This window comes from Microbaculum mangrovi, from assembly GCF_051390635.1.
In the GTDB taxonomy this organism is placed as follows: domain Bacteria; phylum Pseudomonadota; class Alphaproteobacteria; order Rhizobiales; family Tepidamorphaceae; genus Microbaculum.
Genome location: NZ_JBPODT010000002.1, coordinates 1,040,785 through 1,063,936, shown reverse-complemented (window position 1 = coordinate 1,063,936; position 23,152 = coordinate 1,040,785). Strand labels below are relative to the sequence as shown.

Below are 23,152 nucleotides of genomic sequence, written 5' to 3'. Positions count from 1 at the left end.
TCGGCGTGCCGACGATCCATCTCACGTTCGACCAAGGGTATCATGTCCCGCAAGGCCGTGCCCCCTCAGCGCCAATCAATAAATTGATTGAACAAGCTTTCTCATACAGCTGTTTTGCATGCATAAAGTGACATTCGCACGTTATCTATAGGCGTCCTCCGCAGCTGTCTTGTCCACCGCGACTTTCGTAAGCGTCTGTCTCGTGAGCAGAAGCTCGGCGGCAACCGACGCGGCGATGACCGATGGCGCCTTGTCGTCTATGCCGTCGATGCCGATGGGGCACCTGAACCGTCTCAGCGCGGCGGCGTCGAGGCCGGATTCCGCCAGGCGCTTCAGGAAACGGGCCCGCTTGGTGTCGCTGCCGATGACGCCGACATAGGGCAGATCGCTCCGCGCCAGGGCCGCGCGGGCAAGCTCCAGGTCGAGCGGATGGCTGTGTGTCATGATCAGCACGAAGGCGCCGGCGGGCGCGTCCGCGACGAGGCCCGCCGGCTTCTGCGCGCGCACGGCGCTCACGTTCCGAGGCGTTGCTTTCGGGAAGGCATCGGCGCGGCCGTCTATCCAGGTGACGCGGAAGGGCAGCGGCGCCAGCGCCAGCACGACCGCGCGCCCGACATGCCCGGCACCGAAAAGCAAGACCGGTCGCCGCGCGTCCGTGAACTTTTCCCGGTAAAGGCGCGCCGCCGAATCGAGCGCGACGATGCCCTCGTCGTCGGACGGCGGCTCTTCAGACAGTAGCCGCCGGGCGTGTGACCGCGTTTCGTCGAACCGCGTCTGACACGAAAAACCGCCGCTCGCCTCCAAGCCCGAGTACGTCCGGATCTCGGGCAGATCGGCTCGCGCGTATATCTCCACGGCGAGTTCGACCCGGCCGCCGCAGCACTGGCCGAGATCGGGGCCCAAAGCGAAATCGGTCAGACACAGCGTTTTGGCGCCGCCCCTCAGCCTCCCGGCCGCGAGCTGGATCGCCTCCCATTCGAGCTGCCCTCCGCCGATCGTGCCGGCGAAACGATTGTCGGCCGAAACGATCATGCGGGCACCGGCTTCCCGGGGGGCGGAGCCGCGGATGGACAACACGGTGACGAGCGCGGCTTTGCCATCCTCCGCCACGATGCCGCCAAGGCGTGTCCAGACTTCGTTCACCGCCGCCCCTCCCGAATGGTCGTGATGGCGCGGAGTATGGCTTCCGGCGAGGCCGGCGCATCGAGGGGGATCTGTGTGTCGGACGGTGCGAGCCCCGCGATCGCGTCGAAGATCGCCGAATGAACCGAGGCCGCCAGCATCAGCGGCGGCTCGCCGACGGCCTTGGAGCCGTAGATCGCCTCCTCTCGGTTGATGCCGTCGTGAAGATGGACATTGAACTCGGCGGGGACGTCGGACGCCGTCGGGATCTTGTAGGTCGAGGGCGCGTGCGTCCGCAGCCGCCCCTCGTCGTCCCAGACCAATTCCTCGGTCGTGAGCCAGCCCATCCCCTGGACGAAGCCGCCTTCGATCTGCCCGATGTCGATTGCCGGATTGAGCGACTTTCCGACGTCGTGGACGATGTCGACGCGGTCGACGCGTAGTTCCCCGGTCAGCGTATCGATGGTGACCTCGGAACAGGCCGCGCCATAGGCGAAATAGAAGAACGGCCGCCCTTCCCCCTTCTTCCGGTCCCAGTGGATCTTCGGGGTCCGATAGAAGCCTGTCGAGGACAGAGAAACCCGGGCCATGAAGGCCTGCCTGGCGAGGTCGGTAAAGGCCACCGAGCGGTTTCCGACGAATACCTGGTTGTCGCGGAACCGCACGTCTTCGGCCGCGCCGTCATAGGTCTCGGCGGCAAACGCGGCGAGGCGCTCCCGGATCCGGGCCGCGGCCACGCGGGCGGCCATGGCATTGAGGTCGGTACCCGACGAGGCCGCCGTCGGCGCGGTGTTGGGCACCTTTCCCGTGGTCGTCGCGGTGATCTTCACCCGATCGAGGTCGATGCCGAATTCGTCGGCGACGACCTGCGCGACCTTGATGAAAAGCCCCTGCCCCATCTCGGTGCCGCCGTGATTCAGATGAACGCTGCCGTCGGTATAGACGTGCACCAGCGCACCGGCCTGGTTGAGATGGGTCGCGGTGAAGGAGATGCCGAACTTCACGGGCGTGATGGCGATGCCCTTTCGCAGGATCGGAGCCGCCTCGTTGTGTTCCGCGATCATCCGCCGGCGGCTTCGGTAGTTCGACATCGCCTCGAGTTTCGCCATCACCTCCGGTGCGATGTTGTCGAACACCGTCATGCCATAGGGCGTGACGTCGCGGTCCGGGCCGTAGAGATTGCGCGTCCTCAGATCGAACGGGTCGAGACCGAGCGCGTGTGCGGTCTGGTCCATGACGTGCTCGATCGCGAGGATCCCCTGCGGCCCCCCAAAGCCGCGGAAGGCGGTATTGGAAACCGTGTTGGTGCGCATGCGTTTCGTTCGCGCCGCGATGTTCGGCACGAAATAGGCGTTGTCCGTGTGAAAGGCCGTACGGTCTACGACCGAGTCCGACAGGTCCGTCGAAAAGCCGCATCTGGCAAGAAAGGTGATATCGACCGCCCGCAGCAGGCCATCATCGCCCACGCCGACCCGCCAGCGCGCCAGCATGTCGTGGCGCTTGCCGGTCATGATCATGTCGTCGTCGCGATCGAGCCGCAGCTTGCACGGCCTGCCGGTGACGCGGGCCGCGAGCGCGGCCAGGCACGCCCATTGGCCTGCCTGGGATTCCTTGCCGCCGAAGCCGCCGCCCATGCGGCGCACTTCCGACGTGACGGCGTTGATCGCGATACCCAGAACGTCGGCGACCGCCTTCTGCACTTCGCTGGGATGCTGGGTCGAGGACAGGACATACATGTCGCCGTCCTCCTGCGGTATCGCCAGCGCCGCCTGCCCCTCCAGATAGAAGTGCTCCTGGCCGCCGATCGCCAACGTGCCCGACAGCCGGAGCGGTGCTCCGTCGAATGCCTCCGCCGGTTCGCCGCGAACGATCTCGAAGTCGGGGGAGATACGACTGCCCGCGGCCTCGGCCGTCTCGACGCTCAGGTGCGCTTCGGCGTCCTCTATCTCGATCCTGGCCAGGCGCGTCGCCCGTCGCGCCGCGTCGCGGGTCTCCGCGACGACCGCAAAGATCGGCTGGCCGTGGAACCGGACGTCGCCGTCCGCGAGCACCGGATCGTCGCCCGTCCCGACGGGGCTCACGTCATTGTGGCCGGGAATATCCGCGGCGGTGAGGACGGTGACCACACCCGGGGCGGTACGGACCGCTTCCAGGTCCAGCCTGGCGATACGGCCGCGCGCTTTCGGCGATCCGCCGACCGCGACATGCAGCGTGCCCGCTGGTGCGCCGACATCGTCGACGTAGAGCGCCGATCCGGAAACGTGCTTTTCCGCGCTGTCATGGCGGACGGCCTTGCGGACCGATCGCAGTTCACCTGTGGTGTTGTCGAAGGGGTCAAGTCCGGAGAGCATCATCGTGCTCCCGATGTCCAACGAGGCGCGTCGTGCCCGTTTCAGCGCCCGATACCTCGACCAGCGCCTTGTAGAGCAGATTGCGGGCGACCTGCATTCGGTAGCCGGCGCTGGCGCGATGATCGCTCATCGGCGTGAAATCCTTCACCAGCGCGTCAAACGCCTCGGTCCATCTGTCGAAGTCGTGCAGCCCGGCGCCTCTCAATGCGGCTTCCGTGCTGCTCGCCCGCTTTGGGATGCCGGCCATTCCTCCAAACGCAATTCGCACGTCCCGGATTTCGCCGGCGACGATATCGAAGGCGAATGCCGCGAGCACGGCCGAAATGTCCTGATCGACGCGCTTGGAAATCTTGTAGGCGCGGAACTGCGTATGCGGACCGGGCTTGGGAACATGGATGGACTCGACGAATTCGCCCGGTCCCCGGTCCTGCTTGCCGTAGTCGAGGAAGAAATCCTCGAGCGGCACCACGCGCGTCCGCGGACCGCGCCTCAGCGTGATCTCGGAGCCGAGCACGATCAGCAGCGGCGGTGTGTCGCCGATCGGCGAGCCGTTGGCGATATTGCCGCCGACGGTGCCGGCCGCCCTCACCTGTGGCGATCCGAGACGGCGCAGGACCTCGGCGATATCGGGATCGAGTGCCGTCAGCGCATCCCACGCCTCGGCATAGGTGGTCGCAGCACCGATGACGATGGCGTCGCCGGTATCGGCAATGCCGTTGAGGGCTGCGACGCGGCCCAGATGTATGATCCGCTCGATGGGACGCATTTGCTTGGTGATCCACAGGCCGACGTCGGTCGCTCCGGCGACCAGGGTCGCGTCGGGATGCAGAATGTAGAGCGAGGCGAGTTCGTCGATGGTTGCCGGGGCTGCGAAGAACCGGGTCTCGTCACCAACGAAAAGCGGTCTGTCGGCGCCCAGTTCGGCCAGTTTGCGAGCCGTTTCGATGGTCCCGAAATTATCGGGCGTGGGCGCCTTGCAGGCCTCCAGCGCCGCGGCCACGATCGGCTTGTAGCCGGTGCAGCGACAGAGGTTTCCCGCAATCGCGTCGTTGACCGCCGCCCTGTCCGGTTCTTCCGGGCTGCTTCGGTGGTAAAGCGCGAACAGGGCCATGACGAAGCCCGGCGTACAGAAGCCGCACTGACTGGCGTCGTGATCCACCATCGCCTGCTGGATCGGATGCAAATGGCCGTCTGTCGCCAGATCCTCGACGGTGACGACCTCGGCGCCATCCGCCATCCCGAGCAGATGGATGCACGCATTGACCGGCCGGTAGACGACTTTGCCATTGCCGTCGAGGCGACCGATGGCGACGGTACAGGCGCCGCAGTCGCCTTCCGCGCAGCCCTCCTTGGTCCCGATCGCTCGGTCGCGCAGGCGCAGATAATCGAGCAGCGTCTCGGTCGGCGAAAAATCGGAGATCTCGACCGGCTCGCCGCGGCGCAGAATGCGGATGGCGTGACGATCGACCTGCATGTCAGCTTCCCCGATAGGTGGAGTAGCCGTAGGGCGAGATCAGTAACGGAACGTGATAGTGCGCGGTCGCGTCCGCGATCCCGAACCGGACCGGCACCACATCGAGAAACGGCGGATCGGGAAGCGTTACGCCGGCCCCGCGGAAATAGTCCGCGACATGGAAGCGGAGTTCGTATGCTCCCGGCGTCAGCGGAGCGCCTTCGAGCAGTGGACTGTCAACGCGCCCGTCCGAATTGGTCGTTGCGGTCAGAACGGGCTCGTCCCGGCCGCTACGAAACAGCTCAATCGTGAGCCCGCAGGCGGGCCGCCCCGTGCTTGTGTCGAGGACGTGCGTGGTCAGTCGTCCCATGCTCACCTTTTGCGCAATTCATGAAACGCCCGTTTCGTGCGCAGACGCAAGGTATAATGGAGCGGGCCGGCGCGCGCTGCAAACGCGAACTTTGACCAAGTGGAAAAATTATTGGCCTTCCACCGGGGCGAGGCACGCGTAGAACTTCTCCTCGTCCAACGCCACGTCGCCACACCGGAGGAACTGCTCCAGTTCGCCCGGGAACCGGTAGTTGATGTAGGGATTGACGAGAAAGCGTCCGTCTTGCGACCGGAACGCCCCCAGGCGATCGATTTCGCCGTCGAGTTCCGGATACTTTGACGTGATGGCGTCGCGCAGCTCCTCCCCGGGAATGAAGTTGTCGGGGAGCTGATCGAAGGGGCCGTCGAAGTAGTTGTTGGCTTCGACGTTGCCGGCATGCACGCCGACAAGGATCTTGCGTGCCTCGGGCGAAAAGCGATCCTCGTAGAAGGCGAAACCGGTCCGCGTACCGACGGTAAGCGCGGGATGATCCTCATTGTAGGGCAGCAACACGTCGTTCAGCGGTTCGGTCTCGTCGAGAACGAACAGGAACGCCTTGCGCGGTTCGTTGTAGACGAGAAAGAACGGGATGCCGGATTCGTCGAATGTCGGGCCAAGCAGCGTGTCACCTTCTGAAACGACACTGTCCGGTGCTTCCACGTCCCTCAGGTCGTTCAGTTGGAAACGGACGGTCTTGCCGTCATAGGTGACGGCGTAGAGAAGATCGTCGATCCGATCTACCTTCACCCCCTCCTTCTCGGTGAGTGGCCGGTAGTTGCTGAGGATCTCGACGTTCCACGGCTCGTTCTTGTTGAAATAGGCAAAATGCAGAACCCCGTCGTCTCGATCGGCGACGTCCAGGCGCATGTTGCCGGCGAACTCCATGCCGCTCCAGGCGAACGTGAAATAGAAGTAGTTCTCTGTCGGATAAACGGTCACGTCCGCCGGAAGCGCCGCAAAGACGTGCGCGAAGGCGGCCATCGGGTCGTCGATGTTGAATTCCGGCGCGCCGAGCAGACGATCGATCATCTGCTGGTTGAACTGGACTCCATATCCAGGCTCACCCGGTTTCGGTTCGGCTGAGGCGGATCCAGCCATAACCGCGACCGTCGCGGCGGCCGCTAGACGACGCACTATCGATTTCACGCTTGGCACGCGGTTCACTCCGCAAGATTCACTGTTTCACAGGCCACGGTTCAGGCACGGCGGCACACGATCGTCGGGCAGGAAGCCTATTTTTTCAGCTGCTGAAGCTGCCTCGACAATTTCTTGTCGTGCTGTTTACGAGGCTGCTGCTTCCGAGGCTGCTGTTTCTGAGCGGGCTTTTGCTGCGCCGGTTTCCTGGGAGCCGGTTTCGTGGCCTTCGGCTGCTGTCTCATCGCCGATACGGATGGATTATGTGCCGGCTGCTTTGGTGCCTTGGGTTTCTGCCGGGCCGACGACTGGACCTGATTATGCGCCGGCTGCTTGGGCGCCTTCGGCTTTTGCCGGGCCGACGACTGGACCTGATTATGCGCCGGCTGCTTGGGCGCCTTCGGCTTTTGCCGGGCCGACGACTGGACTTGATTATGCGCCGGCTGCTTGGGCGCCTTCGGCTGCTGCCTGGCCGACGACACGACCGGATTGTGTGCCGGCTGCTTCGGTGCCTTCGGCTGCTGCCTGGCCGACGACACGACCGGGTTGTGTGCCGGCTGCTTGGGTGCCTTCGGCTGCTGCCTGGCCGACGACACGACCGGGTTGTGTGCCGGCTGCCTGGGCGCCTTCGGCTGCTGCCTGGCCGACGACACGACCGGATTGTGGGCTGGTTGCCTGGGCGTCTTCGGCTGCTGCCTGATTGCTGACACAGACGGATTGTGCGCTGGCGCCTTGCCCGCACGCGAGACCGCCGGGGCATGGACAGGCTGCTTCGGCGCCCTGATCGCCGAAGACTGGAGCGGATTGTGCGACGGGGCGGCCGCTTGCGACGTGCGCGCCTGATGCTGAGCGGAGCCGCGGTTGCGGTGGAAGCTCGACACCGCCGGCTGATGCGCCGGGGAAACACCGCTCGACGTTCTATTGTTGTGCTGGGCCGACTTGCCGCTGCGATGGAAGTTCGACAGCCCCATCTGGTGCGACGGCGAAACCCGGTTGGACGTCCGCGAGTTGTGGAGCCCGGACGCCGTATTGCGATGGAAGCTCGAAACACCCTGCGCGTGGACCGGCGCCGCTCGCGAGGTCGATGCATTGTGCAGGCGGGACGGGCTGGTCCCGTGGAACGCCGAGATCCCGTTGGCATGCGTCGGTCTGGCACGCGAAGTCGTGGGATTGTGCTGGCGCGACACGTTGTTGCGATGGAACTGCGACAGGGTGCCGACGTGCTGGTTCAGGCGCTGCGTCGTCCGGTTAATGTGAAGGGCCGACGGATTGGTCCTGTGGAAATTCGACAGTCCGGTCGCGTGCAGCGGGCGAACCCGCGACGTCAGCGGCACATGCTGCGCCGAGGCGAAGCTGCGATGGAAGCCGGAGATGTTGTTGAGATGTCCCGGGCGCCTGACCGACGTCGCCGGATTGTGCTGCGCGGATATGGCGTTGCGGTGGAATGTCGAAAGCCCCGGCTGGTGCAGCGGGCGCACACGCGACGTCAGCGGGTCGTGCAGGTTCGACTGGTTGAAGTTGTGGAAGTTCGACAGGCCCGGATTGTGCAGCGGGCGCATCCGGGTGACGGCGCGATCGTGCAGGCCGGACGCGAAACGGCGATGGAACGCCGACAGCTGCACCCAATGCAGCGGCGCCACGCGTGTAACGATGCCGTCGTGACGTGACGAATTCCAGGCTCGGTGGAAACCGGACAGCTCGAAGCGATGGGCCGCCAGGAAGCCGGTCGTGCGGAAGTCGTGCATGACCGACCGGTTGGCACCGTGGAAGACCGACACTGCAGGGGAATGCAGCGGAACGAACTGGGTGAATACTCCGTCGTGGAACGCCGAGCCCCAGGTCAGGTGGAACTGCGACATGGCCACGCGATGAAGCGGAATGGGCTCGCTGACGGTCGCGTCATGCAGCGAGGACCGCCAGGTCCGGTGGAAGAACGACAGCTCCGGGTCGTGGAAATCGAACGGTGCGCTGGTCGCCGGGTTGTGGTTCACCGAGTCGAAGCGGCGGTGGAAGCCGGAAACCTGAACCAGATGGGCCGGCGGCGGAGGCACGTCGACCCGGATCAGGCCGCAGTCCTGATCGTTGGCCGGGCTCGCGTCGCCGTCCTGGCTGGCGTTCTCGCCGAACAGATAGTCGACGAGATCCGATGTGATCTCGCCCGTCTGCGCCATGCCGGCGGACCCTTCCGCGGCGCGGATCGCCGCTGCGGTCTGCGGACCCATGATGCCGTCGGCGGTGCCGGGATCGAAACCGGCCTGCCGCAGACCGGCCTGTACTGCGCGGATGCGATCGCGGCCCTGTAGTCCAAGCCAGGTGACCGCTGCGCAGTTGTTGAGGCGCGGTTCGGAATGGCTGCTCGACAGCCTCAGCGTCAGCGAAAGGGCCGTGGTCTCGCCCGGCGCCAGCGTCGCGGGCGGCAGCTGGCAGTAGACGTTTCCGTCTGCCGAATAGCAGAACCACGGCTCCGGCTCCGCATCGGCTAGCGAGACGCCCGCGGCGCTGATCGTGTCGGTCAGGACGATCGGGCCGTAATAGTCGACCGGCCCGACGTTGGTGACCGAGATCTCGAAGAGGCAATCCCCGCCCGGTGCGCAGGAGCCCAGACCAGTCTTGGCGACGGCGAGATCCGGCAACGGTGCTTCGGGCTGAAACGCTTCCGGCGGCAGCTCCTCGACGACTTCCGGCGTCGGTTCCACCACTTGGACGATCTGGCTGACCGGTTCGCTCCGGTAGATCGCGATATCGCCCATGCCACCGAGAATGCCGCCGTCGGCGTTGGCGACCATGTAAGAGGAGCGCGGACCCTCCGGCGGCGTCGCCGGTCCGGTTGCATTCGCGCCGGCCTGTGCGGCTGCGGGCGGCACGAGCTCTGCGGTGTTCGCGACAGGTGTGCCCTGGAAACCGCTGATCGGGCCGTTGACGGTCGCTTGGCCCGTCTGGCGGTCGATGCAAGGCCCGTCGGGCGCGCACAGCGGTGCGCCAGACATCCAGACGGTTCCGTCGACGGCTTCGGGATCGAGGTCGCCGGTTTCGGTATAGCCGTTGCCGAGCGCGACGCCGCCGGCGGCGTTCGCGCGGATATGCGGTGGCGTATCCGGTCCGCGTTCGGGGAAGCCGACGTCGTAGCGACCTTCGCTCTCCCAAATGCCGTCCTCGTTGCGGATGAACAGCAGGACGCGGGCCGAATCCGGCTCGGCGAGCGCCGGCGGATTGACGCTGAAATCGGGCGCGGGGCGGCCGCGTTCGGCGAGCAACATGCCGCCGTCGGAGGAAAAAGCGATATCGGCAACGGCGGGCGCCTCCGCCTGCCCCTCGCCTTCGACCGCGGGTACCAGCGGCGGAACGATGAATTCCCGACGCACGTCGGTCAGGTCGAACCCGCCGTTTCCGTCGAGAAGGACCGACCAGACGCTAGTTGCCGCGTCGTCGCCCGCGGTGTCCCAGCCGTCGCTGCCAAGCGCCGCGCCGCCCCAGACCGCGTAGTAGAGGCGGACCGTGTCGGTAACCGGATCGCGATAGACGCCGAGACCGAAGATGCGGCGGCGGAAGTCGGCATAGTTCCAGCAGTCGGGCGTTTCTTCGAACCGGGCAGACGCACCCGACGCATCGGTGCAGTCGTCGAACCGCGGCGTGGTCTCCTCGCTGTCGGGAATGACGTCGAGGACCAGATACTCGCCGGAGGGGACGTCTAGGAAATAGGAGCGGCCGTCGAGGCCGTGATCGAAGCTCTGCAGCGTCTCGCCGCTATCGAGCGAGATCCGGTGTATCAGGCCGGTCTGTAGGTCGGACACGAACAGCTGCTGATTCCACGCGTCGAAGGCGATGCCGCCGAGGCCCGGGCCTTCGTTCTCCGTGCCGTCGTCGCCGAGAAGGTTGGAGAACGGAACGGGGCTGTAGTTGTTGGCCGCGTCCAGTTTCCAGACCGTGCCGGGGCCGCCGCCGGGACCCCACATCCCTTCGGCCCAGCCCTCGCCCGTCGGACTGCGATAGAGTCCGAAGACGGATGTCGCCGCCACGTAGGCATTGGCCGGCTCGGCGTCGTCATAGGCGATGCCGAAGACCTGGCCGGTTTCGCGCGCGGTCAGCGAGAACATCACGGGTGGCGTGGGCCATACCGAGCCGTTGGCCGGAAATCCGGGATTGCCCATCGAGTTGGCGCGAACGGTCGCGCCGTTCGGATCGGGAAGAGGCTGGCCGGTCGGCCCGGTCGTGAGGCCCGAGAATTGCGTAATGATCGCATCGCCGGGAGACAGGATACCGTCCTGCGCGCCGGCCGACGTCAAAGAACCGGAAACGATACCGGCGCCGGACGCGAAGAGCGCGCCTGTGACAAGGATGCGGAGTGACTGGAGATTCAGTCTGGGGGCCATCAATTATGCCCGGCAGGACGCGAACGACCCGCCGCCTCTCTTAAATGATCCGTCCGTAGCCCCCGGACCTGAATAACTATACGGGCGGTTGGGGCCGATTCAAGGCAATCTGAATCGCATTGTTCGCGGCCGCACGCAACGCAACCGTGCCATTGGCTAACAATGCGGGTTTGTTTCCGCTAGGGGATCAGCACCGTCGTGCCCGTGGTTTTCCGCCCCTCCAGGTCGCGATGCGCCTGTTCGGCGTCCTTCAGCGCGTAGGTCTGGTTGATCTCGATCTTCACGACGCCGCTCTTCACGACATCGAACAGTTCGTTCGCGGTCGCGACCAGGTCGTCGCGCTTGGCGACATAGGTGAACAATGTCGGCCGTGTCGCGAACAGCGATCCCTTCTGCGCAAGGATGCCGAGATCAAGCGGCGGTACCGTTCCCGACGACTGACCGAACAGCGCCCACATGCCGAGCGGTTTGAGACAATCGAGAGACCCGGGGAACGTATCCTTACCGACCGAGTCGTAGACGACTTCGACGCCTTCGCCGTTGGTGATCTCCTTGACGCGGTCGACGAAGTTTTCCGTCCGGTAGTTGATCGTATGGTGGGCGCCGTGTGCCTTGGCGAGCGCGGCCTTCTCCTCCGAGCCGACCGTTCCGATTACGGTCGCGCCGAGATGGTTCGCCCACTGGCAGGCGATAAGGCCGACGCCGCCGGCGGCGGCATGGAACAGAATCGTCTGACCGGCCTCGACCCTGAACGTACGGCGCAGCAGGTATCGCGCGGTCATGCCCTTGAGCATCATCGCGGCCGCGGTTTCGTAGGAGATGCCATCGGGGACCTTGACCAGACGATCGGCGGCGATCACGCGCTCCTCGGCGTAGGCGCCGACGGTCGTCGCGTAGGCGACCCGGTCGCCGACCGCCACATCGGTGACGCCCTCCCCGATCGCGATCACCTCGCCGGCTCCTTCGCTGCCCGGTATGAGCGGCATCGATGGTGCCTTGTACAGGCCCGTGCGGAAGTAGACGTCAATGAAGTTGAGGCCGACGGCCTTGTGCCGAACCAGCGCCTCGCCCGGCCCCGGTTTCGGCTGCTCGACCTCGGTCCATTTCATGACCTCCGGTCCGCCACACGTCTCGATCCGTATCGCCTGAACCATGTCGCACCTCCCTTGCTACGCACGCCCCGTGGCGGGCACCGTATCAGCGGCGGCGACCTTTCGGAAGGGTGGACAGGCCGGCCTCGACAATGGCCTTCTGATCGATCCGGTATTGACGATAAAGGTCTGGAATTGTTCCGGTTTGGCCGAAATGCTCGACACCCAGCGATTCCGTCGGATGGCCGCGCACGGCACCCAACCAGGAGAGCGTCGCCGGGTGCCCGTCGATCACGGTCACCAGCCGGGTTTCACGCGACAACGGCTCCAGCAGCCTCTCGACATGCGAGAGGGGCGGATCTTCGCCGATCTGCCTCGCCTTCTGCGCCGCCTGCCAGCCGGCGTTGAGACGATCGGCCGACGTCACGGCCAGAAGCCCGGCGCCCGGCGAGAGCTCCAGCAACTGTCCTAGCGCCGAGGCGGATTCCGGGGCCACCGCGCCGGTGTAGACCACGGCGAGATCGGCGCCCTCGGCGGGCGGGCGCATCCAGTAGCCGCCCTGGATGATGCCTTCGCGCAAGTCGTCGGTCATCTCGCGGATCGGCTGGTCGACCGGCCGGGTCGACAGGCGCAGATAGACCGAGCCGCCTTCGCGCTCGTGGAGCCAGTCGCCCTTCCCCGCCTTGGCGCCGCGCTGAATATAGTCGAAGGCCCACTCGAGGATGACGGCAAGCTCGTCCACATAGGCCGGCTCGAAGTAGGCCAGACCGTCCTGTGCCATGCCGATCAGCGGCGTGCCGACCGACTGGTGCGCGCCGCCCTCCGGCGACAGCGTGATGCCCGACGGGGTCGCGACGAGGATGAAGCGGGCGTCCTGGTAGCAGGCGTAGTTCAGGGCATCGAGGCCACGGGCGATGAACGGGTCGTAGAGCGTGCCGATGGGCAGGAGGCGCTCGCCGAACAGGGAGTGCGACAGACCGAGCGCGCCGAGGTTGAGGAACAGGTTGTTCTCGGCGATACCGAGCTCGATGTGCTGTCCGGTCGGACTCATGTCCCATCGTTGCGCCGACATGAGCTTGCGTTCCTTGAACACGTCGGTGCGCGGCTCGCGGGCGAAGATGGCGCGGCGATTCACCCAGGGGCCGAGATTGGTCGAGACGCTGACGTCCGGCGACGTGGTGACAATACGGTCTGCAAGCTCGGTATCGGACTTGGCGATGCCGTCGAGGATCTTGCCGAAGCCTTCCTGCGTCGACATGGCGCCGCGGATCGTCGGCAATGGCAGGTGCGGCACGTCTATATGAGCGGCCTCCAGCCTGCGCCTGCCCTTTGCGTTGAAGGGTGCCGCGGCGAGCAGCTTCTCAAGACCCGCCACGTTCAGGCCGAGACCGGCGGCCGGCTCCCACTCCTCGCCGGGCGCGATCCCGTTTGCCTCGCGGAAACCCTCCATCTGCTCCCTGGTCATCAGGCCGGCGTGGTTGTCCTTGTGGCCCTGGAATGGCAGGCCGTGCCCCTTGATCGTATAGGCGATGAAGCACACCGGCTTGTCGTCGGGCGCGGACTCGAAGGCCTCGACCACGCTTTCCATGCAGTGGCCGCCGAGATTGGTCATCAGCTTGTGGAGACCATCGTCGTCGAGGTCGTAGATGATCTTCAGCGTATCGGGTTCGTCCGACAGGTCCGCCTTGAGCTGATTGCGGAACGCGGCGCCGCCCTGGAAGACGAGCGCCGAGTAGAGCATGTTCGGGCAATCGTCGATCCAGCGCCGCAGCGCCTCGCCGCCCGGCTTCTCGAACGCCGCCTCCTGCAACTTTCCGTACTTGATCATGACGACGTCCCATCCGAGCGCACGGAATACGTCCGCGTGCTTCTGGAACAGGGCGTCGGAGACGACGGAGTCGAGGCTCTGGCGATTGTAGTCGATGACCCACCAGCAATTGCGCAGGTCGTGTTTCCAGCCTTCGAGCAGGCACTCGAAGATATTGCCTTCATCGAGCTCCGCGTCGCCAAGAAGCGCGACCATGCGACCTTCCGGCCAGTCCGGCATCCAGCCGTGCGCGCGCACGTAGTCCTGCGCCATGCTGGCAAAGGCCGTCACCGCCACGCCGAGGCCGACCGAACCGGTCGAGAAATCGACGTCGTCGGTGTCCTTGGTGCGCGAAGGATAGGACTGGACACCGCCGAAGCCGCGGAAATTCTCCAGCTTCTCGCGGGTCTGATGGCCGAACAGGTACTGGATCGCGTGGAAGGCGGGACTGGCATGCGGCTTGACGGCTATGCGGTCTTCGGGGCGCAGAACCCTGAAGAACAGCGCCGCCATGACCGTCGACAGCGAGGCCGAGGACGCCTGATGGCCTCCGACCTTGAGGCCGTCGGCATTGTGGCGGACATGGTTGGCGTTGTGGATGATCCAGGACGACAGCCACAGGATCTTTCGCTCAAGCATCTCGAGCGATGCGACGTCGAGCAACTCAGACTTTCCCGCCTTTGCCACCAGGGCCTTGGATCGAACAGCCACGGATCGCTCCTCTCACAGGTGTCGGATACAAACTATAGCGCGGTCTCGACCTTGGTCGACACGGTGACGGCGGGCGACCTGCACCGGCCGACACGGTCGCGGTGGTGCCCTCTGGCCGTCGTCATCATCCTTCAAAGTCGATGCCGCGTTGTCACTGGTGACTGAAGGAATGCCCGGGACGGCGAGGTTTTAAATTGCTAACTTCGGCGCAGTATTTGCGTGCTTTGGCAGAAAATTGCGCGGCGCCCCAATGAAACGACAAAACACGACAGCCCAATCATGATCGATAGAATCGACCGCAAGATCCTTCGCGAACTGCAGGCCGACGGCCGCATCACCAACCAGGCGCTCGCCGAGAAAGTCGGCCTGTCGCCGTCGCCCTGCCTGCGTCGGCTGCGCAAGCTGGAGGACGATGGCGTGATCCGCGGCTATACCGCGACCGTCGACCAGGACCTTTATGGCCTGCCTATCAATGCCTTCGTCTCGGTGCGGCTCACGCGGCAGACCGAGGACGAAATCAGCGAGTTCGACAGGGCGATCGCCGATTGCGAAGAGGTGCTCGACTGCTACCTGATGACGGGGACGCGCGACTATCTGCTGCGCGTGGTCGCGTCGAGCCTCGAAGCCTACGAGCGGTTCCTGAAGACGCGGCTCACGCGGCTGCCCTGTGTCGGCAGCATCGAGACGAGTTTCGCCCTCGGCACCATCAAGAAGACGGCGGTCTATCCGGTGCTGTCGGACTGACTACTGCGCCCGCCGGGTACGGCGATTGCGGCGCGCGAGCACGTTGATGGTCTCGACCCCGGCCGAAAACGCCATGGCGAAGTAGATATAGCCGCGCGGAATGTGGAAGCCGGCGCCGTCGGCGATCAGGGCGACGCCGATCAAGAGCAGGAAGGACAAGGCCAGCATCTTGGTCGTGGGATGCTCCTTGATGAATTCCGAGACCGGCCCGGAGGCCAGATACATCACGGCGACGGCGATCATCACGGCCGCGACCATGATCTCGATGTGCTGGGCCATGCCGATGGCGGTGACGATCGAGTCGACCGAGAACACCAGGTCGATGACGATGATCTGAGCGACGATCACGGCAAAGGCGGCCGATGCCGACGCGGCGGCCGAATGGTCGTCGCCCTCGATGCCGGTGTGTATTTCCATCGTGCCCTTGACCAGCAGGAACAGGCCACCGGCGATCAGGATCAGGTCGCGCCAGTTCACGGCCTCGCCGAATACGACGAACAGCGTGGACGTGAGTCCCATCAGCCATGTCAGGGTGAAGAGAAACAGGATGCGGAAGACCAGCGCCAGCGCCAGACCGACCTGGCGTGCGATGCGTGCGCGGTGTTCCGGCAGCCTGCTGACGAGGATCGAGATGAACACGACGTTGTCGATCCCGAGTACGATTTCCATGGCCGTCAGGGTGGCCAGCGCGGCCCAGGCATTGGGATCGGACAACAACGCGATCATGGAACGCTCCGCATCTTGGCTGGTGGCAACCGCCCTCCGGCACAAGGGGCAGCCGGCCCGGAATCGGGATTTTGCAGCCTAACAAAACGCGCGAGGCGATTTAAGGTTCTGGATCTAGTCGGTCGACCCGAACAACGTGCGCCAAAGGCTGACGCCGAAAAGATAGACGAGCGCGGCGGCAAGACCGGCCTTCACCCAATCCGCCGGACTGAGATCCTGAAGGATCGCGATCAGCGCCAGCGGGATCGACGCCACGGTGACGAGCAGAGAGGCATTGCGGAATTTCGCCACCCGAACCGGATGGATGAACATGACCGGGAAGAAGGTGAGAAGCCCGAAGGCGATGGTCGAGGCCATCACCAGCTCGGGACCGGAGTCGAACACCATCCAATAGAACAGCACCAGATTCCATACGGCCGGGAAGCCGATGAAATAATTGTCCGCGCTCTTCTGGGCCCGCTTGGCGAAGAAACCGGCAGACGACAGGCAGATGATCGCCGCGCCGAAAAGGCCAAAGCCGTCCGGGAACAGACCGGCGGCAACGGCCGCATAGGCCGGAATGAACACGTAGGTCAGGTAATCGACGACGAGATCGAGGATCTCACCGTTCCAGCCTGGCAGAACCCGGGTGATGCCGACCTTCCTGGCGAGCGGCCCGTCGATACCGTCGACGAAGAGCGCGAAACCGAGCCAGGCGAACATTAACGGCCAGTCACCCTGCACGGCCGCGATCAGGGACAGAAACGCCCAGACCACGCCGGACGCGGTCAGCGCATGGACTGCTGCCGCGGCAAGTCTGCGTTCATGACTGGCAACGTCGCCCATCGCGCCTACTTACGGTCCCCGCCACTCGATCCGGCACAGCTCCGCACTGCGGCCCTCGAAATTCCAGTTCCGGCCGAAGCCGCGCATCCGGCTCTTGTCGGCCCTGCTTACCGTAACCTCGGGGGCGATCCAGTACTGGCTGTTCGTTATCACCACTTCCTTGTCCCGATCGTTGCCGGCGACCGGCGTGATGGCGCCGTCGATGATCTTGGGCACCTTCACGATACGCGTATTGCCGTCCATCGTATAGGTGACGGGCGCCTGCTGAACGCCAAGGAAGCGGCTGACGAGGATTGACAGAAGACCGGTGGTGCCGCCGGCCCGGCCGGACAAGATGCGGGTCAGCGCCCGCACCGCCTGGATGCCGGCCTTCTCGTCGATGAACAGCGCCGCCGTCCAGTTGCCGCGCGACATCAGGCCGGGGATCTCCAGCATCGCGGCGACATTGATGCCGGACAGGTCGGTGTCGCCGTGGTGGCCATCGTCGATGCGTACGCCGAACCACGCCAGGCAATAGTCCTCGGTGGGCGGATGCTGGCCAAGCGACAGAACGCAGGGGCAGAAAACAGTACAGTTACAACTCAGCGCCAGTTCGCCGTTGATCGACCAGGACTCGGACACGAACCTTCTCCCTGTTTATCTTGACGTTATCACAGCCCGTCGAGGGACAGACCTGCAATCGCGGCTGCCGCCCAGACCAGCAGAACCACGCCGATCGCGCGGCTGAACCACCGCGCACCCAGCAGTTTCTCCACAGTCATGACCACCGTGAGGATCGCGATCCAAACGATGTTCATGGTGCCGACCGCGAACATAACCAGCATGAGCGCCCAGCAGCACGCCAGGCAATGCAATCCCTCGCGAAGGCCCAGACGGAATACACCGCCGGCTCTTTCCGTCCAGTTAGCGAACAGGAACGGAAACGGATTGGAGCATTTGATCAGGCAGGCGGCCTTCTGATCGGTGAACTGGTATATGCCCGCGCCCGCGAGGACAGCGATCGAGAGGCCGGATGTCGCGATCGCTCCCGTGGTCGATAGGGCGCCGAGATAGTTCAGGGCCCATTCCAGCCCGGTCGCGAAGACCGCGAACGTCGACCAGATCGTCAGGTAACCGAGCGCCAGCACCACCGGCGAAACGACGGTCCGGCCCTTCTCGGCTGCGGTATCGGCGATTTCCGCGTAGGTGCGCAGCATCGGCGTCGCGGTCGGCAGCATCATGGCGATGCCCATGGCGAGCCACATGGTGACGTGCAGGACGACCGTCTCGCCGGTCCAGTCCGCGGCGCTCGCCGTACAGGCGGCGACAAGCCGGGAAAGCCACGGGCTAGAGGCAAGCAGCGGGAAGGCGACGGCGTCGAGACCGGCCCACGCCGAGAACCGGTCGAGAACAGCCATGCCGGGACCGAGTGAACCGAACGTCGCTCCCAGCCCGATCGCCATGGCCAGGACGGCGATATAGGCCCAGGCAAAGACAACCATGACGGCAAGCATCACCCAGGCGACGCGCCGGGAGTTAGCGCTTGCCGCGGCCATCACCGCCGCGGCGCCCCGAAGATGTCTCAGTCGTCCGTCAGTCTCGGCGGCCAAGGCCCGCCCCTCGATCTCGAATGGGTCTACGCTCCAAGCTCAAATCACGGCGCGGACCGGATTGCAACGCGCGCCTGAAGCGAAGGTTATTGCAGCGCAATCCGTGGTGTGCGGCAACGGGCGCGGTGACGCAGCGGCGATTTGGCGATATTCCCTGATCGGGAAGAGAATCGGCAATGCCAGTGAACGGTACGGAATTGGATGTAATCGTCGCAGGCGGCGGGCCCGCCGGGCTCTCGGCCGCGCTCGCCCTCGGCCGAAGCGGTGCGCGTGTAGCGGTCGTCGATCCCCTCGCCGATCCGGCAAAGGACCGGCGCACCTCCGCGCTGATGGTCGCCTCGGTGGCGCTTCTCACCGAGCTGGGCGTTTGGGCGGATTGCGTCGACGAGGCCGCGCCGCTCGCGCGCATGCGGATCATCGACGATACCGGCCGGCTTTTCCGGGCCCCGACCGTGGATTTTTCCGCCAGCGAGATCGGCGAAGAGGCGTTCGGCTGGAACATTCCGAATTCGGTCCTGGTCGCGGCCTTGCGACGCCGGATCTCAGACTATCCTTCGGTCCGGATCATCAACGGGACGATTAACAGGGTCGATCTCGAAGAAGACGCGGCGCGCGTTGACTTGGCCGACGGTGAAACGCTGAAGGGACAATTGATCGCCGCCGCCGACGGGCGCCGTTCCCTGTGCCGCGCCGCCGCCGGCATAGACGTCGACGAATGGGCCTACGATCAGGCCGCAATCGTCCTCAACCTGAGACATCAGAAGCCGCACGGTTTCATCTCCACCGAGTTCCATCGCCCGCCAGGGCCGTTCACGCTGGTGCCCCTGCCGGGCAACAGATCGAGCCTCGTCTGGGTGGAACCGCGCAAGATGGCCGAAGTGTTGAGCGAGTTCGACGACGACTCCCTCGCCCGAGATATCGAGCGCATCAGCCATCGCATTCTCGGCCGGGTCGAAATCGACGGACCGCGCGGGCTCTACCCCCTGTCCGGTCTGGTGCCGCGTCGCTTCGCCGCGAACCGGGTGGCGCTCGTCGGCGAGGCCGCCCACGTGGTGCCGCCGATCGGGGCTCAGGGGCTCAATCTTGGCCTGCGGGATGCGGCTTCGATCGCCGAGATTGTCGAGGACGCGCTAGCCGCGGGCGACGATCTGGGCGGTGACACCCTTTGCAACGCCTACGATGCCGCCCGCCGTGTCGACGTCATGTCGCGGGCCGGTGCCATCGATCTGTTGAACCGCACGCTGATCGCCGGCTTCCTGCCCGCGCAAATGCTCCGTTCGGCCGGCATCGTTGCACTTGGCAGTGTTGGGCCGCTGCGGCGCTTCGCCATGCGCGAGGGCGTCGCGCCGCGGTACCGCCTGCCGCGGCTCATGCGGGGTGAGACTTAGGCCCCCGGCAATTCACGTGGTCGCGCCAGCCTTTGATGGTGCGACGCGGTTCACCGGTTCGAGCCTGCAGCGCCGCCTTCACCGTCGGCGCCGAGTTTCGGGGCTTTCTTAGCGATGGCCCTGTCGCCACGGAACTGAGGGGCCACGGGCACGGGCACAGCGGGAATACGCTTGCCCTGATCGTTCTCGAGAACGAAGTCGAACAGGCCGCGTTCGAGGAAATGCGGATCGCGGACCGCTTCGTCGAGCGAGCGGATGACGTTCGCGGCGCAGTCCCGCCCGTCGAAGACCTGCCGCCACTCGTCGGCCGTCCGGTTGCCGATGATCGCCCGCAGCGCTCCGGTGGTCGCCTCCGGGTCGACGCTGTCGTCGCGCAGCCGGTCTTCGAGACCAACGAGGTCGCACAGCGTGTTCCAGAATTTCTGCTCCAGTGCGGCCACTGCGACGAAACGGCCATCGCGGGTCGGGAAGATCTGATAGCGCGGCGAGCCGCCCGTCAGCATCGCGTCGCCGTTGCCCGGCCAGTCTCCGAGGGCATTGCCGAGGCCCAAGGCCCACCAGGCATAGGTGAACATCGTATCGGCCATGGCGATGTCGATATAGGCACCCTCGCCGCTCGCGTTGCGGCGCAGCAGCGCCAGCAGGATATTGATGACGGTCGGCATCGTGCCGCCACCGATATCGGCGATCAGTGCAGGCGGCACCACGGTCTTGCCGGAGTTTCCGAAGGACAGCGATAACAGCCCGGTCTCGGCGATGTAATTCAGGTCATGTCCGGCGACATAGGCCTTGGGACCATGCTGGCCGTAGCCGGTGATCGAGCAATAGACGATGTCCGGCCTGATCTTGCGAACGGAGTCGTAGTCTAGCCCGAGGCGGGCCATGACGCCCGGCCGGAACTGTTCGATCAACACGTCGCTCTCGGCGATCAGCGGTTCGATGCGCGAGAGCGCAGCCTTGTCCTTCAGGTCGACGGTGACGCTCTTCTTGCCGCGATTCAAAAGACTGAACTGGATCGATTCACCCCCCCAGCGGGGGGCGTAACGACGAATTTCCTCGCCCTCGGGGCGCTCGACCTTCGTTACGTCCGCGCCGGCTTCGGCGAGGATAAGCCCGGCGAGCGGGCCCGGCAGAAGCGTCGTGAAATCGAGTACCTTAATGCCAGAAAGCGGCTGCACGATTATCCCCCGGACTATCTGCGGCTCGCCGGCGGAGCCGCGAACCGTCGGCTCAAGGAAACAGGTCGGCCGGCACCATATCGTTGGCCACGAGGTATAACACGGTCGTCAGCGTGAACACCGAAATGATGGTGCCGAGCAAGATGCTGCTCGAGGCGCGTTCGACATAGACGTTGTACTGCTGGGCGAGGACGAAGACATTGAGCGCCGGCGGCAGGGCCGACATCAGCATCGCCGTATAGACCCAGACCGGCTCGAAATCACCAACGAAGCTCAACAGCACCAGCACCAGAACCGGGTGCAGGATGAGCTTTATGAAGGCCAGGACCGGCAGTTCCCGCGGAATTCGCTTCAGCGGCCTCAGCGCCACGGTCACCCCCATCGCGAACAGGGCGCACGGTGCGGCGGCGGAGCGCAGATAGGTCAGCATCGTGTTGATCGCCTCGGGCGGCTCGAAGCGGAAATAGGCGGCGAGCACGCCGGCGATGGTCGCCAGGATGAACGGGTGGAGCAGGATGCGCCGGACGATCCCGATCGCCATCGACAGACCGCCGACATGATCGTCGCGGCCGAGCGCCATCAAAAGCGGCACAAGGGTGAACAGCAGCGTGTTGTCGAAGCAGAAGATCAGTGCGGTGGGAACCGTCGCCGCCGGTCCGAGCGCGGCGAGCGTGATGCCGGGGCCCATGTAGCCGATGTTCGAATAGCTGCCGACGAGCGCCTGGATCGTGGCTTCCTGGACGTTGCCGCGCGTCACCAGCCAGCCGACCACGAAGGCGATCACGAAGACGCAGTAGGTGGCGAAGGTCGTGGTCAGGACGAAGGACCACTGGGCCAATTGCTCGAAGGGAGTCTGGGCGAGTAGCTGAAAGAAAAGCGCCGGCAGCGCGAAATAGACGACGAAGATGTTGAGCCAGGCAAGGCCCTCGGCCGGATGCTTTACGATCTTCCCTCCCAGAAAGCCGAGGAAGATCAGCCCGAAAAAAGGCATCGCCAGCGAGATTACCTGTTGCAAGCCGCCATATCCCGTCGCGTGGGCGTCCTACGCCCTGTCATTCGCCTAGCGCCTTTGCGGCGGGACGGTCAACGTCGCGCTGTTGCTGCACTGCGGCAAAACGGTTGCATTGCGGGCTGACCAGCGACATGTTGGCGACCCGCCACGCGTCAAGATATCGACAGGACCGACGACACTATGAAACTCCCGCGCAACTTCTACCGCCCTCTCGCCGTTGGCGCTCCGGAGCCGTTTCGGGAAATGCCCGTCCGCGCCGAGCGGATGATCCATTTCATTCCCCCGCATATCGAGAAGGTGCGCGCCAAAATCCCCGATCTGGTCAAACAGGTCGATATCGTGCTGGGGAACCTCGAGGACGCCATTCCGGCGGATGCGAAGGAGGCCGCGCGCGCCGGCTTCATCGAGATGGCCCGGGCCAACGACTTCGGCGAGACCGGCCTGTGGACGCGGATCAACGCGCTGAACAGCCCCTGGGTGCTCGACGACATCGTCGAGATCGTCGGTGCGGTCGGCGACAAGCTTGACGTGATCATGCTGCCCAAGGTCGAAGGGGCATGGGACATCCACTATCTCGACCAGTTGCTGGCGCAGCTCGAGGCGCGTCACAGCCTTGCGAAGCCGATCCTGATCCACGCGATCCTGGAGACGGCCGAAGGCGTCAACAATGTCGACGCCATCGCCGCGGCCAGCCCGCGGATGCACGGCATGAGCCTGGGCCCCGCCGATCTCGCCGCCTCGCGGGCGATGAAGACGACCCGCGTCGGCGGCGGTCATCCGGGCTATTCGGTCCTGCCCGACCCGGTCGAGGGATCGGCGCGGGCCGGCGTCCAGCAGGATCTCTGGCACTACACGATCGCGCGCATGATCGACGCCTGCGCGGCCAACGGTCTGAAGGCGTTCTACGGCCCGTTCGGCGACTTCTCCGACCCGGACGCCTGCGAATCCCAGTTCCGCAACGCCTTCCTCATGGGCTGCGCCGGCGCCTGGACCCTGCATCCCTCCCAGATCGACATCGCCAAGCGGGTGTTCAGTCCGGACCCGGAGGAAGTAAAGCTCGCGGCGCGCATCCTCGAGGCAATGCCCGACGGGACCGGCGCCGTGATGATCGACGGCAAGATGCAGGACGACGCCACCTGGAAGCAGGCCAAGGTGATCGTGGACCTGGCCAAACTCGTCGCGCGAAAGGACCCGGAACTGGCGGGTGCCTACGGCTTCGCTTGACGCGCCGCACTTGACAGTGTTCGGCGCCGCAACAACAATTCGGCTGTAATCTCAAGC

At 65.0% G+C, this 23,152-nt stretch carries 17 protein-coding genes; 3 read left to right on the top strand and 14 right to left on the bottom strand.

Annotated elements, in window-relative coordinates:
- Window positions 1-141 precede the first annotated feature (141 nt).
- From xdhC to ACSF9G_RS11365, 8 genes are all read right to left on the bottom strand, one after another.
- Entirely contained in the window at window positions 142-1,143 is a 1,002-nt protein-coding gene (gene xdhC, locus ACSF9G_RS11400; RefSeq protein WP_436641585.1) for a xanthine dehydrogenase accessory protein XdhC, read from the bottom strand.
- Entirely contained in the window at window positions 1,140-3,476 is a 2,337-nt protein-coding gene (gene xdhB / locus ACSF9G_RS11395) for a xanthine dehydrogenase molybdopterin binding subunit (protein WP_436641583.1), read from the bottom strand. The genes xdhC and xdhB overlap by 4 nt, the downstream gene beginning before the upstream one ends.
- Entirely contained in the window at window positions 3,457-4,947 is a 1,491-nt protein-coding gene (gene xdhA, locus ACSF9G_RS11390; RefSeq protein WP_436641581.1) for a xanthine dehydrogenase small subunit, read from the bottom strand. Before xdhA ends, xdhB begins: the two co-directional genes overlap by 20 nt.
- 1 nt (window position 4,948) lies before the next feature.
- Entirely contained in the window at window positions 4,949-5,296 is a 348-nt protein-coding gene (gene uraH / locus ACSF9G_RS11385; RefSeq protein WP_436641579.1) for a hydroxyisourate hydrolase, read from the bottom strand.
- A gap of 108 nt (window positions 5,297-5,404) precedes the next feature.
- Complete coding sequence (locus tag ACSF9G_RS11380; RefSeq protein ID WP_436641577.1) at window positions 5,405-6,325, bottom strand: hypothetical protein; 921 nt, start codon at window positions 6,323-6,325, stop codon at window positions 5,405-5,407.
- A 203-nt stretch (window positions 6,326-6,528) separates the two neighbouring features.
- Window positions 6,529-10,800 (bottom strand): peptidoglycan-binding domain-containing protein, encoded by a 4,272-nt coding sequence (locus ACSF9G_RS11375; RefSeq protein WP_436641575.1) that lies wholly within the window; start codon window positions 10,798-10,800, stop codon window positions 6,529-6,531.
- Window positions 10,801-10,979: 179 nt separating this feature from the next.
- Window positions 10,980-11,954, bottom strand: coding sequence for a quinone oxidoreductase family protein (locus ACSF9G_RS11370; RefSeq protein WP_436641573.1), 975 nt, complete (start codon window positions 11,952-11,954; stop codon window positions 10,980-10,982).
- 43 nt (window positions 11,955-11,997) lie between these two features.
- Window positions 11,998-14,337 (bottom strand): thiamine pyrophosphate-binding protein, encoded by a 2,340-nt coding sequence (locus ACSF9G_RS11365; RefSeq protein ID WP_436642132.1) that lies wholly within the window; start codon window positions 14,335-14,337, stop codon window positions 11,998-12,000.
- A 351-nt stretch (window positions 14,338-14,688) separates the two neighbouring features.
- On the opposite strand from ACSF9G_RS11365, the gene ACSF9G_RS11360 reads away from it, so the two are divergent.
- The gene (locus tag ACSF9G_RS11360) at window positions 14,689-15,153 is read left to right on the top strand and encodes an Lrp/AsnC family transcriptional regulator (protein ID WP_436641571.1); all 465 of its coding nucleotides are present in this window, start codon (window positions 14,689-14,691) and stop codon (window positions 15,151-15,153) included.
- Here the strand turns inward: ACSF9G_RS11360 and ACSF9G_RS11355 are convergent, their stop codons facing one another.
- The 4 genes from ACSF9G_RS11355 to ACSF9G_RS11340 form a co-directional block, all read right to left on the bottom strand.
- Complete coding sequence (locus ACSF9G_RS11355) at window positions 15,154-15,879, bottom strand: TerC family protein (protein WP_436641569.1); 726 nt, start codon at window positions 15,877-15,879, stop codon at window positions 15,154-15,156. It lies immediately after the preceding gene.
- Window positions 15,880-15,993: 114 nt separating this feature from the next.
- A complete protein-coding gene (locus ACSF9G_RS11350; protein ID WP_436641567.1) occupies window positions 15,994-16,704 on the bottom strand; it encodes a CDP-alcohol phosphatidyltransferase family protein in 711 nt (236 codons plus the stop codon).
- A gap of 9 nt (window positions 16,705-16,713) precedes the next feature.
- On the bottom strand, window positions 16,714-17,325 hold the full coding sequence (locus ACSF9G_RS11345) for a DUF1326 domain-containing protein (RefSeq protein WP_436641565.1): 612 nt from the start codon (window positions 17,323-17,325) through the stop codon (window positions 16,714-16,716).
- Between the two features lie 29 nt (window positions 17,326-17,354).
- Entirely contained in the window at window positions 17,355-18,239 is an 885-nt protein-coding gene (locus ACSF9G_RS11340) for a DUF2182 domain-containing protein (RefSeq protein ID WP_436641563.1), read from the bottom strand.
- Window positions 18,240-18,469: 230 nt separating this feature from the next.
- Here ACSF9G_RS11340 and ACSF9G_RS11335 point away from each other — a divergent pair, with 230 nt between their 5' ends.
- The gene (locus tag ACSF9G_RS11335; RefSeq protein ID WP_436641561.1) at window positions 18,470-19,681 is read left to right on the top strand and encodes a UbiH/UbiF family hydroxylase; all 1,212 of its coding nucleotides are present in this window, start codon (window positions 18,470-18,472) and stop codon (window positions 19,679-19,681) included.
- A gap of 50 nt (window positions 19,682-19,731) precedes the next feature.
- Here ACSF9G_RS11335 and ACSF9G_RS11330 read toward each other — a convergent pair whose 3' ends face one another.
- A complete protein-coding gene (locus tag ACSF9G_RS11330) occupies window positions 19,732-20,859 on the bottom strand; it encodes a CaiB/BaiF CoA transferase family protein (protein WP_436641559.1) in 1,128 nt (375 codons plus the stop codon).
- Between the two features lie 52 nt (window positions 20,860-20,911).
- On the bottom strand, window positions 20,912-21,874 hold the full coding sequence (locus tag ACSF9G_RS11325) for an AEC family transporter (RefSeq protein WP_436641557.1): 963 nt from the start codon (window positions 21,872-21,874) through the stop codon (window positions 20,912-20,914).
- 177 nt (window positions 21,875-22,051) lie between these two features.
- Here ACSF9G_RS11325 and ACSF9G_RS11320 point away from each other — a divergent pair, with 177 nt between their 5' ends.
- Complete coding sequence (locus tag ACSF9G_RS11320) at window positions 22,052-23,095, top strand: HpcH/HpaI aldolase/citrate lyase family protein (protein WP_436641555.1); 1,044 nt, start codon at window positions 22,052-22,054, stop codon at window positions 23,093-23,095.
- Window positions 23,096-23,152 lie beyond the last annotated feature (57 nt).

What these genes read in the sequence shown, in the direction of transcription:
- xdhB (WP_436641583.1), bottom strand. Translation starts at nt 3,476, where the DNA reads ATGATGCTCTCCGGACTTGACCCCTTCGACAACACCACAGGTGAACTG.
- xdhA (WP_436641581.1), bottom strand. Translation starts at nt 4,947, where the DNA reads ATGCAGGTCGATCGTCACGCCATCCGCATTCTGCGCCGCGGCGAGCCG.
- uraH (WP_436641579.1), bottom strand. Translation starts at nt 5,296, where the DNA reads ATGGGACGACTGACCACGCACGTCCTCGACACAAGCACGGGGCGGCCC.
- ACSF9G_RS11380 (WP_436641577.1), bottom strand. Translation starts at nt 6,325, where the DNA reads ATGATCGATCGTCTGCTCGGCGCGCCGGAATTCAACATCGACGACCCG.
- ACSF9G_RS11375 (WP_436641575.1), bottom strand. Translation starts at nt 10,800, where the DNA reads ATGGCCCCCAGACTGAATCTCCAGTCACTCCGCATCCTTGTCACAGGC.
- ACSF9G_RS11370 (WP_436641573.1), bottom strand. Translation starts at nt 11,954, where the DNA reads ATGGTTCAGGCGATACGGATCGAGACGTGTGGCGGACCGGAGGTCATG.
- ACSF9G_RS11365 (WP_436642132.1), bottom strand. Translation starts at nt 14,337, where the DNA reads ATGCTTGAGCGAAAGATCCTGTGGCTGTCGTCCTGGATCATCCACAAC.
- ACSF9G_RS11360 (WP_436641571.1), top strand. Translation starts at nt 14,689, where the DNA reads ATGATCGATAGAATCGACCGCAAGATCCTTCGCGAACTGCAGGCCGAC.
- ACSF9G_RS11355 (WP_436641569.1), bottom strand. Translation starts at nt 15,879, where the DNA reads ATGATCGCGTTGTTGTCCGATCCCAATGCCTGGGCCGCGCTGGCCACC.
- ACSF9G_RS11350 (WP_436641567.1), bottom strand. Translation starts at nt 16,704, where the DNA reads ATGGGCGACGTTGCCAGTCATGAACGCAGACTTGCCGCGGCAGCAGTC.
- ACSF9G_RS11340 (WP_436641563.1), bottom strand. Translation starts at nt 18,239, where the DNA reads ATGGCCGCGGCAAGCGCTAACTCCCGGCGCGTCGCCTGGGTGATGCTT.
- ACSF9G_RS11335 (WP_436641561.1), top strand. Translation starts at nt 18,470, where the DNA reads ATGCCAGTGAACGGTACGGAATTGGATGTAATCGTCGCAGGCGGCGGG.
- ACSF9G_RS11320 (WP_436641555.1), top strand. Translation starts at nt 22,052, where the DNA reads ATGAAACTCCCGCGCAACTTCTACCGCCCTCTCGCCGTTGGCGCTCCG.